The following is a 19,031-nucleotide window of genomic DNA, read 5'->3' as shown; positions in this document are numbered from 1 at the left end:
ACTTGCGGACCTGCCGGAAACCCTTATAAACCAGTGCAGACAACGAGTTACGTGTTTTTTTGACGCAACGCTTAATTGAGCGTAGTCTAAAAGTTAAGAACAATGCTCACTTTCACTCTGTATGTACGCGCCTGAGCAACCGGAAGAAGATCTTCCAACAAAGGGGCGTACATATGAATACTTTAAATAACCTTACCTTAGTTACTTTAGCCGTAATTGCTGCCGTTACAGTGCTAACAGGTTGCGGAAAAGAAAACCCTTCGTTTAGCATTTTGCCTGAGGGTGATTCATTTAAACAATCTAGAGGTATCTTTAATAACCAACTAGATATTCTGTGGGTGATCGATAACTCAGGTTCTATGTCTCCTTATCAGCAAAACCTGGTGAACAACTTTAATAGCTTTATCGCAAATTTTCGTACCAAAGGTTATGACTTCAAAATATCTGTTACTACCACACAAGCTTATTTGGCAAATCAAGCACATCAGAACAATCAACTAATAGCAAAATTTCGAGATGGTACTGATCAAACAAGCCATACCGGAATTTTTACCATCTTGCCTACAACACCAAATATGAATAACGTATTTGTTGTAAATGCCACTCAAGGTACAAGCGGCACTGGTGATGAACGCGCGTTTGAATCTTTCAAAGAAACCCTGAACAGCCCAACCAATGCGGGTTTCTTAAGATCACAATCTTTTTTAGCTGTTATTATTTTATCTGATGAAGATGATTTTAGCGGTGTAACAAGATGCCAGGGTTGTGGCGCTTCACGCAGTTATAGTGCTTCATCTCTTGATAGTGTTAATAGCTATGTGTCTTATCTCGATACTCTCACACGTTCTACAGCGCCAATGCGACGGTATAATGTTTCAAATATTTCTGTGACAACTGCTAGTTGCCAACAGCAATACGCAAGTACGGGTTCTATTATGGGCACACGCTACATGGAGCTCACAGCAGCAACAGATGGAGTTTCAGGTAGTCTTTGTGATTCGAGCTATGCAGGTACACTTGATGCCATTCAGGCTAAAATTACAGAGTTGAGCACACAGTTTTACTTAGAGAGAATTCCTCAAGTAGACACGATTCGTGTGAAAGTGAATGGAGTAAATATCGCTCAGAACGCTACGAACGGTTGGGTTTACAATTCAGGCCCAAATTCTATTGTTTTTCGTGGAAGTGCGATTCCTCCTCAAGATTCAACCATCGAAATCAACTATGTGCCCATGACTGTTCGAAATTAGTTTAAGAAACTTAAAGAGAGTTGTTGAAACTCTCTCATAGTTTTGAGAAAAGATTTCGTGCTAGAAGTCATTGGTGTTTCTAAAAAATTTTCGGCAACCAAAACTGTCGTAGATGATGTGAGCCTCACAGTTGCTGCTGGGGAATTTGTTTCAATTTTAGGTCCCAGCGGTTGTGGTAAAACCACACTTCTTAGACTGATTGCAGGGCTAGAATTTCCTGATTCAGGAAGCCTGAGGCTTAATGGTCAAGATATCACCCATCTTGAGCCACACAGACGAAACGTTCACACCGTATTTCAACGGTACGCACTTTTTCCACATATGAATATTTTTGACAACATCGCGTTTGGTCTAAGGTGTAAAAAAGTAGCTGAAAAAGATATTAAACTTCGTGTTGAAGAAATGCTTGAGCTTGCAAATCTTAAAGGTCAAGGCGGCAGACTTGTAACCTCACTTTCAGGGGGTGAGCAACAACGAGTCGCTTTAGTACGAGCACTGGCGAATATGCCAAATCTTCTGCTATTAGATGAACCATTGGGTGCACTTGATCTAAAACTTCGTCTGCAATTACAGCAAGAACTCGTAGCCATTCAAAAAAGAGTTAAAACGACTTTTGTATTCGTCACTCACGATCAGCAAGAAGCGCTTAATATGAGTGATCGCGTTGCAGTTATGAATAAAGGTAAAATTGTTCAATTAGGTACTCCAAATGAGATTTATGAGTTTCCTAAATGTTTTTTTGTGGCAAGTTTTGTTGGTGGAATCAATAGCCTCAAAGGAACACTTCGTGAAGAATCAGGGAAATTCTTATGTGACGTAGATGGTCTTGGTCTTTATTTTGTAGAACCTCCCAATGATCAAAAAATTTCAGGAAGTCTTGGTGCTGTTTGCTTAAGGCCAGAGAAACTTACAATTTTTTCTAGACGGCCAACAACCATGGAAAATGTGGCTGAAGGAAATATTCGAGCCCTCACCTATCTTGGTACTCATACACAATTTGAAGTTACTTTAAAAAATGGTAACAACGTCACAGTATTTCAGCAAAATACTCAAAAGCTCGCTAAAAAAGTTTTCCAAGCAGGAGATCGAATTCATCTGGGTTGGCAAACCGTACAATCTCATTACTTCCCAGAGAATCAGCTGCAGTGAGAACAAAAGTGGGTGTAGATCGCAATTCAGGTTTTACAGCTCTTGCGTGGTTTTGGATTGTTAGCCTTGTCGCGGCTCCCCTTCTCTATGTCATTGCCATTAGTTTTATGACTCGTGGTGCATACGGTGGAGTAGAAGCTGTATTTAATTTAGAAAATTATCGTCGTATGTCTGACCCTCAAATGGGGGCTACTTTAGTTTCAAGTCTGGGCAGATCGATTTTACTCGCAGGTCTAAGTACGATCTTATGTATGCTTATTGGTTTTCCGTTGGCTTTATTTTTAGTTTTTCGAGCCGGTCGATTTCGAAGTGTTCTGTTTTTTTTATTGATCATCCCCTTTTGGACAAATTTTTTAATTCGTACCTACGCTTGGATGATTATTTTATCTGATAATGGCTGGTTAAATCATATGCTTGAAAAAATAGGTTTTCAGCCACAAAGCCTTCATCTGCTTTTTACACCTCAGGCCGTACTTATCGGTATGGTTTATAACTATCTCCCTTACATGGCTATGAGCTTGTATGTCAGTGTAGAAAAACTCGATACAAAGCTTTTAGAGGCCGGGGCAGATCTTGGAGCTGGGCCTGTAAAAAGATTTTTTCAAATCACATTGCCTCTTTGTTTCCCAGGTCTTATCGCTGGCAGCATTATGGTTTTTATTCCAGCCCTTGGTGAATTTGTGATTCCTGATATTTTAGGCGGAGGCACTAGTTTGTATGTGGGTAATTTATTAGCCCAACAATTTCTAACTGTCAGAAATTGGCCATTTGGGAGTGCGCTTAGTGTGGTTTTGATTTTATTTATTGGTTTATGTCTGTGGGTATTTGAAAAAGTAACCAAAGGACAAACTGAGGATTTATTGGCATGAGTAAAGTGATCTCACTCATCGGCGTAATTCTTGTGTATGCATTTTTATTTTTACCCATGGTTGTCTTAGTAAGTCTTTCATTTAACTCAGCACCTAGAGGAGTTATTTGGCAAGGTTTCACCACCGATTGGTACACTAAACTTTTTGATGATGTAGCTATTCTTGAAGCGCTTTCAAATTCTCTAGAAATCGCATTTGCTGCAACTATAACGAGTGCGGTTTTTGGATTAGCAGTAGGTCTTGCCATGACCAGGGGGCCAGTTCGTGGGCGCTTTGTTTTACAAAAAATGGCGTCTTTACCCATTTTCTTACCAGAAATAGTTCAAGGACTTTCTTTACTCTGTTTTTTCGTCTGGCTCTCTATTCCTCTAGGAAAACTCTCGGTCATCATTGCTCATACGGCTTTTGGCACAGCGTATGTGGCCACACTGGTGCGCTCACGCCTTGTCGCAATGGATTCAATGCTTGAAGAAGCAGCCTCTGATCTGGGAGCAGGTCGTTGGACAATACTTTTAAAGATCACACTTCCCCAATTATGGCCTGCCATGGTATCTGGAATGCTTATGGTTTTTACTTTGAGCTTTGACGACTTTATTGTGTCTTTTTTCACAGCAGGTGTTGGAGCAACTACTTTACCACTGAAGATTTACTCAATGCTCAAATTTGGAGTAAGTCCCTCTGTTAATGCTTTAAGTGCATTAATTTTATGCGCAAGCCTTGTGTTGGTCACTTTGGCTTTTTGGAATCAAAATAGAAAAAATGCAGGAGCCTCTTCATGAAAAAAATCTTAACCTTCTTAGTACTCTTTGTTGTAGCTGGTCTTTGGGCCTTTAGTAAGTATCGCGCTGCACGCATTGAGATACAAAGTGATGCGCCTAAAAAAACGCTCCATCTTTTTGCAATGAGCGATTATTTTCCTGCAAAAGTAATTAAAGACTTTGAAGTGAAAAATAATTGTCAGGTTCGTTACGATAACTTCTCTAATAATGAAGAGTTACTTGCAAAGCTTCAAGCTGGAGCTGAAGGTTATGATGTCATTGTGCCTTCTGATTACATCGTACGTGCACTGATTGCTAGCAAGCTTGTGATGGAATTAGATAAATCAAAACTCTCAAACTATAAAAATCTTGCCAATGATTTTGTTGAAGTACCATATGACCCAGGAAGTAAATACTCAGTACCTTATACCTGGGGTACCACAGGGCTTATTTACAATACGAAATTTGTGAAAACTCCTATTGAGTCTTGGAATGCACTGTTTCAAAAAGAATACGCTGGGCATATTTCACTCCTCGATGATGAGCGCGAAGTTTTGGGGGCCATGTTGCATAAGCTTGGATACTCAAATAATTCAGTGAAAAAAAAGGAACTTGAAGAAGCGCAAAAATTGCTTATTAAACTTAAGCCCAGTATTAGACTCTTTGCCAGTGATCCTAAACAACACGTACTTTCGGGTGATATATGGATTGCACAAATTTATAGTGGCGATGCTCAAATTCTCATGCGCTCAAATCCTGAATTAAAATATGTGACACCCAAAGAAGGTGGAACCGTATGGATCGACACCATGGCTATTCCTTTAAAAGCTCACAACATTGAACTTGCCCATGCCTTTATCAATTATATTCTTGAGGCTCAGGTAAACAAAGAAATTACTGAAGAATTGGGTTACAGTTCTCCTAATAAGGCTGCAGAATCTTTAATTTCTGAGGAAGTCTTAAGGCCGAGTCATCTGAAAAAAATTCAAGTGGGTCATTTGGAATTTCTGAAAGATCTTGGCGTTCACAGTGAGATGTGGGATCAGCTCTGGACCGAAGCAAAAACAAAATAATTGTTTATGAAGGGTGATCATGTTGCATTGTTTAATATTGGGTTTAATGATCTTTGGTCTAACTTTTGATGTCGAATGTTTAGCTGATGAAACATTTCGATTTCACTTAAAGCATGAGCCACAAACTGTTGATCCCATTCAAGTAACTCCAGGTGAACACACTTATCTTGTCGGAAACCTTTTTCGAGGTCTAATTCGCTATTCAAAAGATGAATTGGTTTTTGATCTTGCTGAGCGTTGTCGTTTTAAAAACCCGACACTTGTGCACTGCAAAATTAAAAAGAATATCAAATGGAGTGATAACACACCCATTACAGCCCAAGATTTTGTAGATTCATTTCGGCGTGTTGTAGAACCTACGAGTAAATCACCTCATTCATTTTTGTTCTTTAATGTAAAAAACGGAAAATCTATTTATGAAGGGAAGATTCCAAGTAAAGAACTAGGGTTAAAGGCCGTAACTCCACTTGATCTTGAATTTGAACTCACAAACACTGATTATGAATTTTTAGAGAAACTTTCTAATCCATTATTTGTTGCCTATAAGCCACCTGTAGGTGGCGATTTTACAAAACAAGTTACTAGCGGCCCTTATAAAATTAAAGAATGGTCTAAAGGGAAAAAAATAATATTAGAACCCAATTACAACTACTGGACAGGTCGTAACCCTCGACCCTTAACTGAAATTATTTTTGTTGAAGAAGATTCCACAGCTTTAAATCTCTATGAAAAAGGTGTGATTAATTTTTTATGGCGCTTAACTACTGCAAATATACCAGCCTATAAAATGAGATCTGATTTTTTACAACTTCCTGTTTCTCGTTATGATTACATTGGGTTTAATCTGCGGCCTGGCAGCCCTTTTGAGAAAAAAGAAGTTCGTAAAGCCCTAGCCCATGGCTTAAATTTTAAAGACTTCACGCGTTTGTTTCATGCATTGGGCCCTCCAGGATGCCCTGGCATCACTGAAAGCATGCTTCCGGTAGCTGGTGGTTTTTGCAATGAGTTTATTCCCAGTCAGCCGCCACTTGATTTAAAAAAATCTGTAAAATTTTATTTTAGTCAACTCGGTGGTGATGACATCAAAAAAACTGCTGAATGGGTTCAAGAACAATGGCGAAGTCATTTGGGTTTGAAAGTAGAAATTAGAGGGCTTGAACAAAAACAATATTTAGCCACTCTTAAATCAAGCCCCCCTGATTCATTTAGGCTAGGTGTTGCGCTTAATAGACCAACTTGTGTGGCTGCAATTGAGAGATTTCAAACAGGGCATCTTGAAAATTATGTTGGCTTTTCAAACGTGCGCTTTGACGGATTAGTTAAAGCTTTAGGTGAAAGAAAAATGAATTATACCCAGAGAAAAAATGTGTGTGCGGTGGCCCATAATATTTTATTTAAAGAAGAATACGTGGGTATTCCATTAGGCAGAATTCATTTTTCAATGCTCATGAAACCAGAGATCAAGGGCTGGAGACTCAATGAACTCAATCAGCTTGACTTAGCAGATCTTTACATCGATAAAAAAGAGACAAAGTAATGAAAAAAGTAGGACTCATAGGACTCGGCCTGATGGGTGCACCTATGGCAAGAAATTGGCTTAAGAAAAATTTTAATCTTACTGTATTGCCACATAAAAATCTCACAGTCGTTGGTGAACTTAAAAGTTTAGGTGCAAAAACCGCTATCAATTTAAGTGAACTTGTCGCGCAGAGTGACGTTATTGTTCTGATGGTTCCAACAAGTGTGGAAGTTGAAGAGCTCACCATTGGTAAAAGTGGCCTTATTCATCTTTTACAAAGTCATCATACAGTTGTTGATATGTCGACGTCTTCTCCTGAAAGTACAAAAAAAATATTTCAAGAATTTGACCGGCGTTCATTAAAATTTTTTGATTCTCCAGTGACAGGAGGAGTAAAAGGTGCAAATGAGGGCACCCTCACTCTTTTTGTGGGTGGCCCTAAAGTCTGGTTTGAAGAAGTTAAAGAAGTACTTGAAGCTGTGAGTAAAATTCAAAGTCATTTTGGCGATATCGGAAACGGCCATATAGCAAAAATTATTAATAACCTCATTTGCATCGGAAACTTAGCTGTTTTTGCTGAAGCACTTCCATTAGCGATTCGTTTTGGGCTCAAACCTAAAGAATTATTTGATACTCTGCTCTCGGGTACTGCAAGTAGTGAGATGCTAAAAATCTACGGGCCTCAAATTTTAGCAGATGATTTTACTGCGCGCTTTAAATTAGAGCATGCCCATAAAGATATGAAGTTAGCTCAAGAATTAAGTTCAAGTGTGAGTGTTGTGCTTCCCGTATTAGAGGGAGTTCTTAAAAATTTTGAAAAACCTGAAAGTAAATCACTTGGACTTGAGAATATTTCTGCCCTCATAAAACCTATGGAAAATGAGCTGGGGGCCTTTTTTCGCGGGTAATCTCTAGACCATCGTCAATTCTAAATTCGTAAATTTGCATAATTCACGAGGTAACATCACCTAAGTCGCGCATTTATTTTTTGTGGAAGTGATATTCTAGATATGTAGCTTAAATCTAAAGTTACGCATCTGGGGGAAGAATGTCTCAGGGATTGCTGGGGCTTTTAATTGTTTTAATTTTATGCCCATCAAAAGCACTCACCGCTTCTGTCTTGGGATCTGATTTTCTTAAAAAACTTGCCATCTATCATGCTCCAGTAATTTATCAAGAAATCGGAAAAAACCCACGCGCTGATGCCATCACCCGATTTAATTTTGATGGAGACTGGGTTGGAAATAATAATTGGGATAATTTAGAAAAATACCCAACGCCCGCTTATGTCTATTATGATGTTGTTGAAACAAGTACTCATTACTTCATCACTTATGCTTTTTTTCATCCACGTGATTATCAAGCTGTGTGTTTTTGGAAATTTTGTCATGAGAATGATCTTGAAGGGGCTTTTTATACGGTTGTGAAAAACCCAAGTCATGAAATGGGTGATGTTGTTTATATTTCAACTGTCGCCCATTACGATATCATTGGTTACGCAAATCCAAAAACCACAGTCGCTCCTGCTCCTGATCTTTCTGGGCGTGATCGTCGCATTGCACTTCGTATTGATTCTGGAGGACATGCCGTTTATAACTGGGATGACCTTCCCAATAACAATCCCCGTCTTATTTATTCAATTGGAACTACAGCTGATGACCCCAATGGTAAGAAAAACGGAACTTATCGTTATCTTTTAACTTCAATGTCAGATTTATGGAGTAGAAAAGATCACGTGGGCCGAGGCAAGATTTGGAACAAGAATTTCAAATATGGCGGAACACGATTTCAAATTGGTGATGTACCAGAAGCATTCGCAGGTGAAAAATTTGGCCGAGGCCTGGCAAAACCACCTTGGGCATGGTTTGATGATACAGATAGCAGTTATTCTAAGCGTGGTGATTGGTTTTTTGATCCGGCCTATATGGTATTCATGCGTTTAGGCCAACCACGTGGCTGGAGCTTAGAGTATATTCATAATCCCTACGTTGGAATCGTTGCGCCAGATTCAGTGTCTAATTTTTAGTCAGAATTTCTCACATTCTAAATGACCTAGACTAAAGTTAAAGTTTTCTATTAAAGCCCCGATAAGAAATTAGGACTTACGTCAAGTGGTCCATAATTCATGCGGAGGTTTACGATGGCAAAGCCAATTAATGCAGCTCAGGTACCTGTTCCTACACCAACACAGGAAAAAGGCGGACAAGGCAACGGTGGCAAAGTTTCGCACCAAGGCCCGTCTAAAAATAACGTAATTTCATTGCCAGGAATGTGTCTTGCTGAAAGCTGCAAAAGCAAATCAGAAAAGGCAAATTTTTGCATGGAACATTTCGACTGGTTTAAAGAAGGTCTTATTACCAAAGAGGGTCGCAAGCCCACTGATTTTAATAAGAAATTCTATGATTACAGTCGCAGATTGATGAAAAAATCTGCATAACTGATACCGAAATGGGGTCCTGCTCGACCGACAACCAGGTGTTTGACACCTGGTTTTTTATTTCTAATTGACTGATATAACTCACATTTAAAATCATGAAGAATTCAAGGCGTGAATTCAAGGTGTTAGGTCCATTTGACGATAAGTAATCAAATGGATGGTGTATTTTAATACATAAAGGATAAACAGTTTGAGTCAGCCTAAAAATCAAAAGAGCGGTAAAGTTTATCGCCTCAAACCCAGAACTGTTCAAGAAGATCGCGAACTCGCGAGTTTGCTTGAGGTTGGTGCTGCTTTATCCGCTGAACATGAATCCACTAAAATTTTAGAAATGATCTTAGGTAAAGCAACAGAAAATACATATGCCGATGGTGGCAGTATTTATCTTATAGAAAGAATAAAACAAGACAGCATTGGCGGCGCACGCTCAGAGTTTGTCCCGATGTTGAGATTTAGTCATTCATTGAATTCTGCAGCAACTGGCGCATCACTTAAAAGACAATTATTAGAATTAAATCACGACAGTATTGCTGGTTATGTCGCACTCACCGGTCAAAGTATTCGTATTCGAGATGCCTATGCACTACCCACAGGAACTCCTTATAAATTTAATCCTGTGATGGATCGCATGAATAAATACAGAACTAAATCAGTTCTTGCGGTTCCTATTAAAACAAATAAAGGAAAAATTCTTGGAGTCGTACAACTTGTAAATAAAAAAAGAACTTACAGGCGCGCTGACGACATTCCACCAGGAGAAGCTTCAATCAGAGTTCCTGAAGCAGACATTATTGCTTTTTCTGAACATGACGACAAACTCATGCACACATTTGCATCTCACGCCGCTGTGGCTCTTGAGAACGCAAAACTTACTGAAGACATAAGTAATCTCTTTGAAAGTTTTGTTAAAGCTTCAGTTATGGCTATTGAAGCAAGAGACCCGTCAACATCTGGTCATAGTGATCGTGTAGCGCAACTCACTGTGCGCCTTGCAGAGGTCGTTGACTCAACTACTTCTGGAATACTTAAAGACATTCGCTTCTCAACTGAACAAATACGAGAAATTCGCTACGCAAGTCTTTTACATGATTTTGGAAAAATCGGTGTACGTGAAGCAATTCTGACAAAAGGCCAAAAGCTTTTTCCAAATGAATTAGAGACAGTTTTATTGCGTCTTCAGACGATCACTTCAGTAAATGAAGCTCGTGCCTGGAGATACTGTGCTGAAAAGCTTGTAGGTCATGCTACCCAACAAAATCCTCTAGACCCACAAGCTGAATTGGGTAAATCACTTTGGGCCATTGACCAATTCAGACAACAAATCGATCAGATTCGTCGAGGAATATTAAAGGCCAACGAGAGTCAAATCTTAGACAAAGATTTTGACATCATAAAGCTCATGGGCGAAATCAAACGCATGAGTGAAGATATTGGGCAAAAAATTCTTGATGAAAATGAAATCGTGAGGCTTTCTGTTAAGCGTGGAACATTAAGCCCACAAGAAAGAGTACAGATTGAATCACACGTCTCTCACACATATGATTTTCTAAGTCAAATTGCTTGGACTGAAACTTTACAAAACGTACCAGAAATTGCTCATGCTCATCATGAAAAACTTGATGGCACCGGCTACCCACGAAAACTTAAAGCTGATCAAATTCCTATTCAATCACGCATGATGACCATCAGTGATATTTATGATGCTCTCACTGCATTTGATCGTCCTTATAAAAAAGCTGTTGATAATACTCGGGCACTTGACATTCTTCACGATGAAGCTAAAGAAGGTAAGTTAGATAAAGAACTCCTTCGTATTTTTATTGAAGCACGTGCTTATGAAGTGACTCACCCCTTACGTCAGAAAAAGACTGGGTAAGTGCGATGAAAGAAAAGCCTCTTTCAATCAGCATTATTGCTTGGGCCTATTTACTAGCTCCCCTTGGAAATATCATTCAGGTTGCATGGATCAACAACTGGCCCTATTTTGGCCCGCGAAGTGTGTTTCATCATTTTTCAAACTATGAATGGTTGCTCCTCGCCTGTTTTCCAATTGTAGCATACGGAATTCACAGTGTTGCAAAATGGGGTTACTTTGCGTTTTTAGCATGCTCCGCATATCTGCTCCTTCAAAATACTTTTATGTATATTAAAAATCCCGCATACAGCATTTACATCGTTGTCCTATTTCACTTGGTGACAATTGGATGTGTTGGATTTTTTCTTCAAAAACATATTATTAGCCCCTATTTTAATCCAAATCTTAAATGGTGGGAGCGTGATACCCGCTTTAATGTAAACCTCGGTGCGCAGATGCGCATTCGACAAATTATGATAGATTGTAATGTCCTCGATATTTCAAAAAAAGGTTGTTATGTTGATATGAAGGCCCGTCTTGATTTAGGTGACATGGTCTGGATCAATTTATCACTGGGTCCGATCCAGTTTTCTGTGCTTTCAAAAGTCATGTGGCACCGTGCAGTGGAGCCTACTGGCTATGGCCTCATGTTTATGGGGCTGGCAAAAGAAGATACAAAGAATATTAAAAAAATGATTGATTACCTTCACAAATCTGTTGATCATGGCCTTCAGAAAAGTGATGGGATCAAAAGCGCATGAATGAAAAACCCGCAGTATTAGTTACAGGTGCAGGCACTGGCATCGGAGCCTCTGTGGCTCAGATTTTCTCTGATAACGGCTATGAAGTCATACTCACCGGGCGTAGGCTTGAATATCTCGAAAAAGTAGCCGCAAAATTAAAAACAAAAAATCATGTTATTCAATCAGATCTTACTGATGAAAAATCAATCAAAGATTTAATATCAGCATGCATTAAAAAAACACCTCATATTGGAATACTTATTAATAATGCAGGCACATTTCACCGAGGTGATTTTTTGCAATCAACAGATCTTGTATGGCAAGAAATGTTTGATATTCATGTCATGGCGCCAGTAAGACTGAGTCGTTTGTTGATTCCCCAATTTAAAAAAAATAAATCTGGTGTGATAATAAACGTCGCAAGTACGGCAGGTTTAAGGCCAATCAGTGGTCTTATCGCCTACACTACTTTAAAGGCAGCACAAATTAGTTTTACACAAACGTTGGCTCTAGAACATGCGACGGATAATATTAGAGTTAATGTAGTTTGCCCTGGCATTGTTGATACACCGATTCACAAAATTGAAAATTTAAATGAATCTGAACAAGCAAAAATCAGACAAGATTGGGCCCAGGCACATCCACTTAAAAAAGTTGGGCAGGCAATTGACGTTGCTAACGCAATTTATAATTTAAGTATACCTTCAGCCGGATGGATCACAGGTGTTGTTTTACCCGTTGACGGAGGAATCTCACTCACATGATTTATTTGTCACGAAGAATTGGATTTTCATCAGCTCATCGTTATTATCAAAAAAAATTCTCTGAAGATGAAAATAAAAAAATATTTGGGCGATGTTATACAGAGCATGGTCATGGGCATAATTATATATTAGAAATCACATTGGGTGGAGAGCCTGATCCCGATACGGGGATGGTCATTAATCTTACTGACGTGGATCATGTTTTAAAAGCAGTGACTGATCCACTTGATCATCAACATCTAAATTTTGATATCCCCTACTTTAAAGAAGTTGTTCCTACTACTGAAAATCTTGCTCGCTATTGTTATGATGGCGTTAAAAAACTATTAACTACTAAAGTAAAACTTGTGCGAGTTCGTTTATTTGAGAATCCAGAACTTTGGTCAGATTATTATGGGTGACACTGCCTATCTCACAAAAAGAGTTACATTTAGTGCTATGCATCAGCTTTTATGTGAGCACTTTACAGATGAAGAAAATGAAAAAGTATTTGGTAAATGCTTTCGTGTTCATGGTCATGATTATTTTATCGAGGTGACTATTAAAGGTAAAATTGATCCAAAATCAGGGCTCATTTGCGATCGCGATATCTTTGAAGATGTTTTACGAAATGAAATTACAGAAAAATATAATAAATCTGATCTGAATAAATTTTTTGATAATACAACAGGTGAAAATCTCGCAATCCATCTTTATAATCTATTAATTCCAAAGCTTAAACCCATTCACCTGGTATGTGTACGGGTACAAGAAACACCAAAGAATTTCTTTGTTTACGGATCAGAAGAAATTTATCTTGAGCCTCAACGCATCTTTTAAAAAATCATACCCATGAACACGGTTTTTTAAGAATAATTCAAAAGACACGAGTTGATTTAATTTTACTTTATTTTGAATCAACTTTTACTAAGTTGTTAAATCGTCTTCCTGAACGGCCCAAGAATGTCTGCTTTACTTTACCTATTTTATTAATGCGTTCTTCGGCCATGCGATCTGCAGCTTTATAGGTAGGAATGTTCTCATTTTTTGCGATCGCAAATACTTTGCGTAAATTATAATAAATGCCGCGGGTCATATTCAAAGCGCGCTCGTGACTGTAACCTTCAAGTTCTAAATAAACATTCATAAGGCCGCCAGCATTGATGACATAATCAGGGGCGTATAAAATGTTTTTATCTTTTAAGATATCGCCGTGGCGTGCATCTTTAAGCTGATTGTTTGCTCCGCCTGCGACAATAGAACATTTTAATAAATTAATCGTATCATCGTTAATTACTGCCCCAAGAGCACAGGGTGAAAATATATCTACATTTTGGCTGTAAATATCTTCTGGCGACACAGCATCACATCCGTATTGCGATGATATTGCTTGAACGCGTTCTTTATCTGTATCTGTAATAACTATCTGAGCTTTTTCTTTATGAAGAAGTTCGACTAAATGTTTTCCAACACTCCCTACTCCTTGAACTGCGACTTTTAAGCCTTTTAAACTATCAGTATTCATTTTTTCTTTAATGCACGCTTTGATACCCATCAATGTTCCGTGTGCAGTAAATGGTGAGGGATCCCCCGAACCACCGTGACCAATATCAATGCCTGTCACGTATTGAGTTTCCATATTAATAAATTCCATGTCGTTAACATCAGTGCCCACATCTTCTGCTGTGAAATAACGGCCATTAAGACCTTCGATAAAACGACCAAAGGCGCGAAATAATGCTTCGGATTTATCTTTTTTTGGGTCACCGATGATAACAGCTTTTCCGCCTCCTAAATTTAAACCTGCTGCTGCTGCTTTATAGGTCATGCCTTTTGAGAGTCTTAAAACGTCAATCAATGCATCTTCATCACTTTTATATGTCCACATTCTTGTTCCACCTAAAGCGGGGCCTAAAGTGGTGTTGTGAATTGCGATAATTGCTTTTAAGCCGGCATCTTTGTTTGTGCAGAGTACGACTTGTTCGTGGCCACCGTGTTCTTCGATGATATCAAATTTAAACATGCAAACTCCTGGTGTGAATGTGTGCTACCGCAAATTAAATGAACTTTATGAAATAAAAGACTATTACAACAGTTAGAGCAACCTGAAAAACCATCGAAATGGCCAAAATTCTCCAAAATAGTACCTTATCTATATAGATACTCCCCATTTTATGTGGTGTTTCGATGGCTTGAGGTGCAGGGACATACGTCTTGGGGTCTTCTTGGCGAAGAACTTGTGTCTGAGTAAGTGTGGTTTTAATGGGGTGATGTTGACCGCGCCATTTTAGGAGTTCCATGTACCATTCGAGCATTTGAAAAACATGTGGTGGGGCCTGATTTTTACGAACCCATCTTGTCCATGCCGAAGGGTGAACTTTTAAAATTTCACAAATCTGAGAAGGTCTAAGTCCTAATTCGTTTCGAATTCCATCAAGGGAGCCTTTTTCTTGTGAAAAGACCTTCGCCTGAGCCTCATATCGCAGGCGTCTTGAGCTACGCTGACGACGCGATTCTTTTGATAATTCTGTGTTCTGTATCGTTTCCATAACAAAAGGCTATTCAATTAAGTTGTGTTTTACAAACGTTATATTGTATTTCAGTTTAATTTAGTTGTGAAATACAATCATTGATAATGATGCAATGCTCTAAATTTTAAACTTAGAATTGATATTTAAAGAATTACTTAAAGTTATTGGGAGGTTAGACGACTCGACCTTTGAATGTTATTAAATTCCTTTGTCTTGCTACGTCTTTTTCCAAATAAGGTGTGACTTATGGTTATAAGTCACACTACTAAGTAGCAATAAATATTAAGGATATTTAATTCCATATCAAAAGCATGTGGTCTAGGTCATTTTGAGTACTCAGAAAAAAAATCGCCTCGTCTTTTTAATTTTCAATGTGATTTATTTTGGAGGTGCAATTAATTCTTGTGCGTATGGCCAAATTTCAAGGAGTTGATTTGGATCAAAGGGCCCTACTAATGCCGCAGCCACCCCATTTTTCACCACATAATACCCTGCCCAACCTGCTTTCGTGAACGGACCATGAAATTTATTGGTGCGTTTGGGATTAAGGCTAATTACGAGTGTGAGGGGTTCGTCATCTAGTACATAACGAAGACATAGGCCTTCATTTTTTAATGGAGCACACTTCCAAGCTGAGAGTAAAAACGCTTTATTGAGCTGGGCTATTTTTGCAGGAACCGGAATTTTTGACTGCAAAAGTGTAAGCGCTTGTTCAACAGACGTCACTTGCGTTGTCTGTTCTGGAACGGCTTCTATGCCAATATCAATGGCGGCGACAGAGAATTTTTGCTCCCAACCTTTAAGCATAGGAAGATGAGGAAGTAAAAATCGCCCAGCAACAAGGGCTATGATTATTCCAATCCAAACGCGTCTGTAATGCCAAAATTGTTTTTGGATTTCGTCTGGCTTTGACTTCGAATGACTATCTGGTGGTTGGTGTATTGTCATGTCATCAAAAGTTTCACATGAAAAATTGGGAAACTGCAACATTTTTAAATTGAGGCCGTTCTTGTGTGTTGGCTTAATTCCCGTTAGCTTAATTAAGCGAGGAGGTCTTTGGGGTGGCACAAGTTCGGGGACAACGGTATTCCCTAAATAAGACGAAGTATCTACTTGAACCAGAAGCACAGTCTTTAGAAGACACTTTAAAGCGCTTTGCAGACCAAGATGGGCGTAATGTATTACTCATCGAATTGGCTCTCAAAACGGGTGCCCGAGCACAAGAGATTCTTAATATCACAAAACAAGATCTTAACTCATTTGAAGAGACGGTGCTTATTCGCGGTCTTAAAGGTAGCTCAGATAGAGAAATTCCATTACCGCGGGGGCTTTTTGAAAGACTTTTGAAATTTGCCAATACTGTACCGGGTGAAAAAATTTTTGATGTAACTTACAATCGATTTCGCGATATTTGGGTCATGTACCGCCCAGTACATAAAAAACTTCATGCCCTTAGACATACATTTGCTATTCGACTATTTAAAAAAACAAAAGATTTGAGGCTTGTTCAACTCGCATTAGGTCATCGCAATATTACAAACACAATGGTTTATGCGGATTACATTTATTCTCAAAACGAATTAAGAAAGCTCATTTTATGAAAAACATTTTAATACTCCACACAGGTGGAACAATTGGTATGGTTCCGCAAAAAGATAAAAAAGGAGCATTAGTATTAACAAAAAATGCTCAACATTTTCTAGAACTCGTGCCTGAGCTTAAAAAAATCGCAAAAATACAAGTTGAAGTATTAGATGATCTTGATTCAAGTAACGTTACTCCCACTCACTGGATCAAATGGCTCAAAACACTTCGGTTTCATTATAAAAAATATGATGGCTTTATATTTACCCACGGTACTGACTCCATGGCCTATACAGGCTCTGCTTTTAGCTTTGCTTTAGGTCAAATCGATAAACCTATTGTGCTCACTGGTAGTCAAAGGCCATTGAGTGTGATTCGTACTGATGCGAGAGATAATCTAATTAATTCTGTTGAGATGGCTTGTCGAGGGCCAAAAGAAGTAACTCTGTGTTTTGGAAATCAACTCTTGCGTGCAAATAGATCTACGAAATTTTCAGCAACAGACTACATTGCTTTTGAAAGCTTTAACTTCCCCCGACTTGCGCAAATTGGAGTTGAAGTTGAGTCGAATTGGCAGAATTTTTCAGCAAAAGAAATTGTTAAACCAGGAAAACCTTTGTGGCAGACAAATTTTAACGAAAAAGTTTTTTGTTTTAAAATATTTCCAGGTATCTCCAGTGAAATTCTTTTAAGTACAATTAATAACAAGGCTTGTGAAGGTATAGTGCTTGAGGCGTTCGGTTCAGGTAATGTTCCAAGTATTGACGATTCTGTACTTGCAATGATCAGACGCGCACAGCAACTTGGAAAGCCTGTTGTGATTGTTTCTCAATGCCCACATGGGCGTGTAAATTTAGATCTTTACGATTGTGGTGTTAAAGCAAAAAAAGCAGGTGCTATTAGTGCAGGTGATATGACTCGTGAGGCTGCGGTCGTAAAACTCATGCATAGTCTAGGTCTTGGTTTAAAGGGCTCTAAGCTTAGAGCCTACTTTTTAAAAAATATTTGTGGTGAGCGTAGCCTCTGAGATAGCTATAAAGTTTGTGACAATATGAAGGAGACTTAAAAATGATAACTAATTACGAAGACATCGACTTTGAAATGAAAGAAGCACTTACGCTTTATAAAAAGATTGCAGTCGTGGGTTTGAGCCCTGAACCTGAGAGGCCAAGTTTTGGTGTAAGTCGATACATGCAAAATCAAGGTTACCAAATAACTCCTGTGAGGCCTGGGGGAGAAATCATTTTGGGTGTGAAGGCTGTAGATAATCTTGCATCAGTGCCAGGGCCTGTTGAAATCGTTGATGTGTTTCGTAAAAGTGAAGCTGTGCCACAAATTGTTGATGAGGCTATAGCAGTTGGTGCCAAAGTATTATGGCTGCAAGAAGGTGTTACGCACCCGCAAGCTGAAGAAAAGGCTCGAAAAGCTGGACTAAAGGTCTTCTCTGATCTTTGTATTTTAAAAGAACATGCAAGGCTCATTAAGTGATGATAATTTTGCTATTTTCCTTTTCATAATTGCTCAGGAGTCTTACACTTTTAGATATGTACAAGTGTGTTTACTTCTTGAGATTTTTTGCCATTTTCTTGTGCTTTGTTTCTCCCAATATTTATGGGCAGACAAGTTACGTCACACCGAAAGTAATTGCTGTTCAATCTAGACCTTATGCGCTTTCAGATGAGTTAACTGTGCAAGCAGGCTATTTGCCCCTTGATTCATTCACTCGTTACATTGCTTTAGGCATGAGCTTCACTCATTTTTTTACTGATTTTTTTGGTTGGGAGGTTGTAAACGCTAATTACGCTTCAAATATATCAACGGGGCTTGAGCAAGAACTCGCAACTAAATTTAGTGTGGCCAGTGAAGATAAATTCGATGTTCTAAATTATTACTACACAACAAATCTCGTGTTCACTCCATTTTATAATAAAAATCTACTTTTTAATTCTTCGATTGTTTATGGAGAAACATCGTTAGTTGCAGGTTTTGGAATTTCTAAGTTTGACTCTGGTAATGTGAATTGTGCTGATTTCGGTGTGGTTTTTAGATTCCTACTAGGCCCATCAACTTCACTGAAATTCGACATCCGAGATTACATTTATTTCGCAGGTAATGCGCGAACTAATCTGATGATTAAATTAGGTTTCGCATATAATTTTGGTACACCTGAGCAAAAGCTTGAGGTGTCTAGTGATTAAAAATACTTTCAAAAATTTTTTGATTTCAATTATTTATTTTTCTTATTCTCAAGTGGCACTTGCTGATCTCTATGATGTTCCAAAGGTTGGTACAGTTCAAAATCGTTCACATGATTATAGCAGCGAGCTCACTGTGCAAGGGGGTTATCTCCCCATGGATCCTTTCACTAAGTATCTAGCCTATGGTGGAAGTTACACGTATTTTTTCAGCGCTTTTACTGCTTGGGAAGTTGTCAATGGATCAATAACATCTCCTATGATTGCTGGCCTTCGTACCGATCTCATCGAAAATTTTGGCGCTACAACTTCTCGATTTGAAGTT

General features: G+C 38.7%; 22 protein-coding genes. 19 read left to right on the top strand and 3 right to left on the bottom strand.

Annotated elements, in window-relative coordinates; all coding sequences use genetic code 11:
- Positions 1-173: 173 nt before the first annotated feature.
- The 14 genes from SGI74_01730 (at position 174) to SGI74_01665 (ending at position 13,236) form a co-directional block, all read left to right on the top strand.
- Positions 174-1,250: a hypothetical protein gene (locus SGI74_01730; protein MDZ4676203.1), complete on the top strand. Its 1,077-nt coding sequence runs from the start codon at positions 174-176 to the stop codon at positions 1,248-1,250.
- A gap of 42 nt (positions 1,251-1,292) precedes the next feature.
- Positions 1,293-2,399: an ABC transporter ATP-binding protein gene (locus tag SGI74_01725; GenBank protein MDZ4676202.1), complete on the top strand. Its 1,107-nt coding sequence runs from the start codon at positions 1,293-1,295 to the stop codon at positions 2,397-2,399.
- Positions 2,396-3,268 carry an ABC transporter permease gene (locus tag SGI74_01720; protein ID MDZ4676201.1) on the top strand — a complete coding sequence of 291 codons (873 nt, stop codon included), beginning with the start codon at positions 2,396-2,398 and terminating at the stop codon, positions 3,266-3,268. Before SGI74_01725 ends, SGI74_01720 begins: the two co-directional genes overlap by 4 nt.
- Complete coding sequence (locus tag SGI74_01715; protein MDZ4676200.1) at positions 3,265-4,047, top strand: ABC transporter permease; 783 nt, start codon at positions 3,265-3,267, stop codon at positions 4,045-4,047. Before SGI74_01720 ends, SGI74_01715 begins: the two co-directional genes overlap by 4 nt.
- Positions 4,044-5,099 (top strand): spermidine/putrescine ABC transporter substrate-binding protein, encoded by a 1,056-nt coding sequence (locus SGI74_01710; GenBank protein MDZ4676199.1) that lies wholly within the window; start codon positions 4,044-4,046, stop codon positions 5,097-5,099. The genes SGI74_01715 and SGI74_01710 overlap by 4 nt, the downstream gene beginning before the upstream one ends.
- 19 nt (positions 5,100-5,118) lie before the next feature.
- The gene (locus SGI74_01705; protein MDZ4676198.1) at positions 5,119-6,636 is read left to right on the top strand and encodes a peptide ABC transporter substrate-binding protein; all 1,518 of its coding nucleotides are present in this window, start codon (positions 5,119-5,121) and stop codon (positions 6,634-6,636) included.
- The gene (locus tag SGI74_01700) at positions 6,636-7,526 is read left to right on the top strand and encodes an NAD(P)-dependent oxidoreductase (GenBank protein ID MDZ4676197.1); all 891 of its coding nucleotides are present in this window, start codon (positions 6,636-6,638) and stop codon (positions 7,524-7,526) included. Before SGI74_01705 ends, SGI74_01700 begins: the two co-directional genes overlap by 1 nt.
- A 140-nt stretch (positions 7,527-7,666) precedes the next feature.
- Entirely contained in the window at positions 7,667-8,644 is a 978-nt protein-coding gene (locus tag SGI74_01695; GenBank protein ID MDZ4676196.1) for a hypothetical protein, read from the top strand.
- Positions 8,645-8,758: 114 nt separating this feature from the next.
- Complete coding sequence (locus SGI74_01690; GenBank protein ID MDZ4676195.1) at positions 8,759-9,055, top strand: hypothetical protein; 297 nt, start codon at positions 8,759-8,761, stop codon at positions 9,053-9,055.
- 190 nt (positions 9,056-9,245) lie between these two features.
- Positions 9,246-10,931 carry an HD domain-containing phosphohydrolase gene (locus SGI74_01685; protein ID MDZ4676194.1) on the top strand — a complete coding sequence of 562 codons (1,686 nt, stop codon included), beginning with the start codon at positions 9,246-9,248 and terminating at the stop codon, positions 10,929-10,931.
- 5 nt (positions 10,932-10,936) lie between these two features.
- The gene (locus SGI74_01680; GenBank protein ID MDZ4676193.1) at positions 10,937-11,671 is read left to right on the top strand and encodes a PilZ domain-containing protein; all 735 of its coding nucleotides are present in this window, start codon (positions 10,937-10,939) and stop codon (positions 11,669-11,671) included.
- Positions 11,668-12,417, top strand: a complete 750-nt coding sequence (locus SGI74_01675) for an SDR family oxidoreductase (GenBank protein ID MDZ4676192.1) — start codon at positions 11,668-11,670, stop codon at positions 12,415-12,417. Before SGI74_01680 ends, SGI74_01675 begins: the two co-directional genes overlap by 4 nt.
- Positions 12,414-12,818, top strand: a complete 405-nt coding sequence (locus SGI74_01670) for a 6-carboxytetrahydropterin synthase (protein MDZ4676191.1) — start codon at positions 12,414-12,416, stop codon at positions 12,816-12,818. Before SGI74_01675 ends, SGI74_01670 begins: the two co-directional genes overlap by 4 nt.
- Positions 12,811-13,236 (top strand): 6-carboxytetrahydropterin synthase, encoded by a 426-nt coding sequence (locus tag SGI74_01665; GenBank protein MDZ4676190.1) that lies wholly within the window; start codon positions 12,811-12,813, stop codon positions 13,234-13,236. The genes SGI74_01670 and SGI74_01665 overlap by 8 nt, the downstream gene beginning before the upstream one ends.
- Positions 13,237-13,303: 67 nt before the next feature.
- On the opposite strand, the gene SGI74_01660 is transcribed toward SGI74_01665, so the two are convergent.
- From SGI74_01660 to SGI74_01650, 3 genes are all read right to left on the bottom strand, one after another.
- Positions 13,304-14,419, bottom strand: coding sequence for a Glu/Leu/Phe/Val dehydrogenase (locus SGI74_01660; GenBank protein MDZ4676189.1), 1,116 nt, complete (start codon positions 14,417-14,419; stop codon positions 13,304-13,306).
- Positions 14,420-14,453: 34 nt separating this feature from the next.
- A complete protein-coding gene (locus SGI74_01655) occupies positions 14,454-14,945 on the bottom strand; it encodes a hypothetical protein (GenBank protein ID MDZ4676188.1) in 492 nt (163 codons plus the stop codon).
- A gap of 360 nt (positions 14,946-15,305) precedes the next feature.
- Positions 15,306-15,875, bottom strand: a complete 570-nt coding sequence (locus SGI74_01650; GenBank protein MDZ4676187.1) for a hypothetical protein — start codon at positions 15,873-15,875, stop codon at positions 15,306-15,308.
- 113 nt (positions 15,876-15,988) lie between these two features.
- Between SGI74_01650 and SGI74_01645 the strand changes: the two genes are divergently transcribed.
- The 5 genes from SGI74_01645 to SGI74_01625 all read left to right on the top strand — a co-directional run.
- Positions 15,989-16,528 (top strand): tyrosine-type recombinase/integrase, encoded by a 540-nt coding sequence (locus SGI74_01645; GenBank protein ID MDZ4676186.1) that lies wholly within the window; start codon positions 15,989-15,991, stop codon positions 16,526-16,528.
- Entirely contained in the window at positions 16,525-17,538 is a 1,014-nt protein-coding gene (locus SGI74_01640) for an asparaginase (GenBank protein MDZ4676185.1), read from the top strand. Before SGI74_01645 ends, SGI74_01640 begins: the two co-directional genes overlap by 4 nt.
- Positions 17,539-17,579: 41 nt before the next feature.
- The gene (locus tag SGI74_01635; protein ID MDZ4676184.1) at positions 17,580-17,999 is read left to right on the top strand and encodes a CoA-binding protein; all 420 of its coding nucleotides are present in this window, start codon (positions 17,580-17,582) and stop codon (positions 17,997-17,999) included.
- Positions 18,000-18,055: 56 nt separating this feature from the next.
- Positions 18,056-18,709 (top strand): outer membrane beta-barrel domain-containing protein, encoded by a 654-nt coding sequence (locus tag SGI74_01630; protein MDZ4676183.1) that lies wholly within the window; start codon positions 18,056-18,058, stop codon positions 18,707-18,709.
- Positions 18,702-19,031, top strand: a 330-nt coding sequence (locus SGI74_01625; GenBank protein ID MDZ4676182.1) for a hypothetical protein, incomplete at its 3' end; no start/stop codon positions are given. The genes SGI74_01630 and SGI74_01625, both read left to right, overlap by 8 nt.

Source organism: Oligoflexia bacterium, from assembly GCA_034439615.1.
Classification (GTDB): domain Bacteria; phylum Bdellovibrionota; class Bdellovibrionia; order JABDDW01; family JABDDW01; genus JAWXAT01.
The sequence above is the reverse complement of the archived record's forward strand: the minus strand, read 5'-3'. Positions and strand labels throughout refer to the sequence as shown.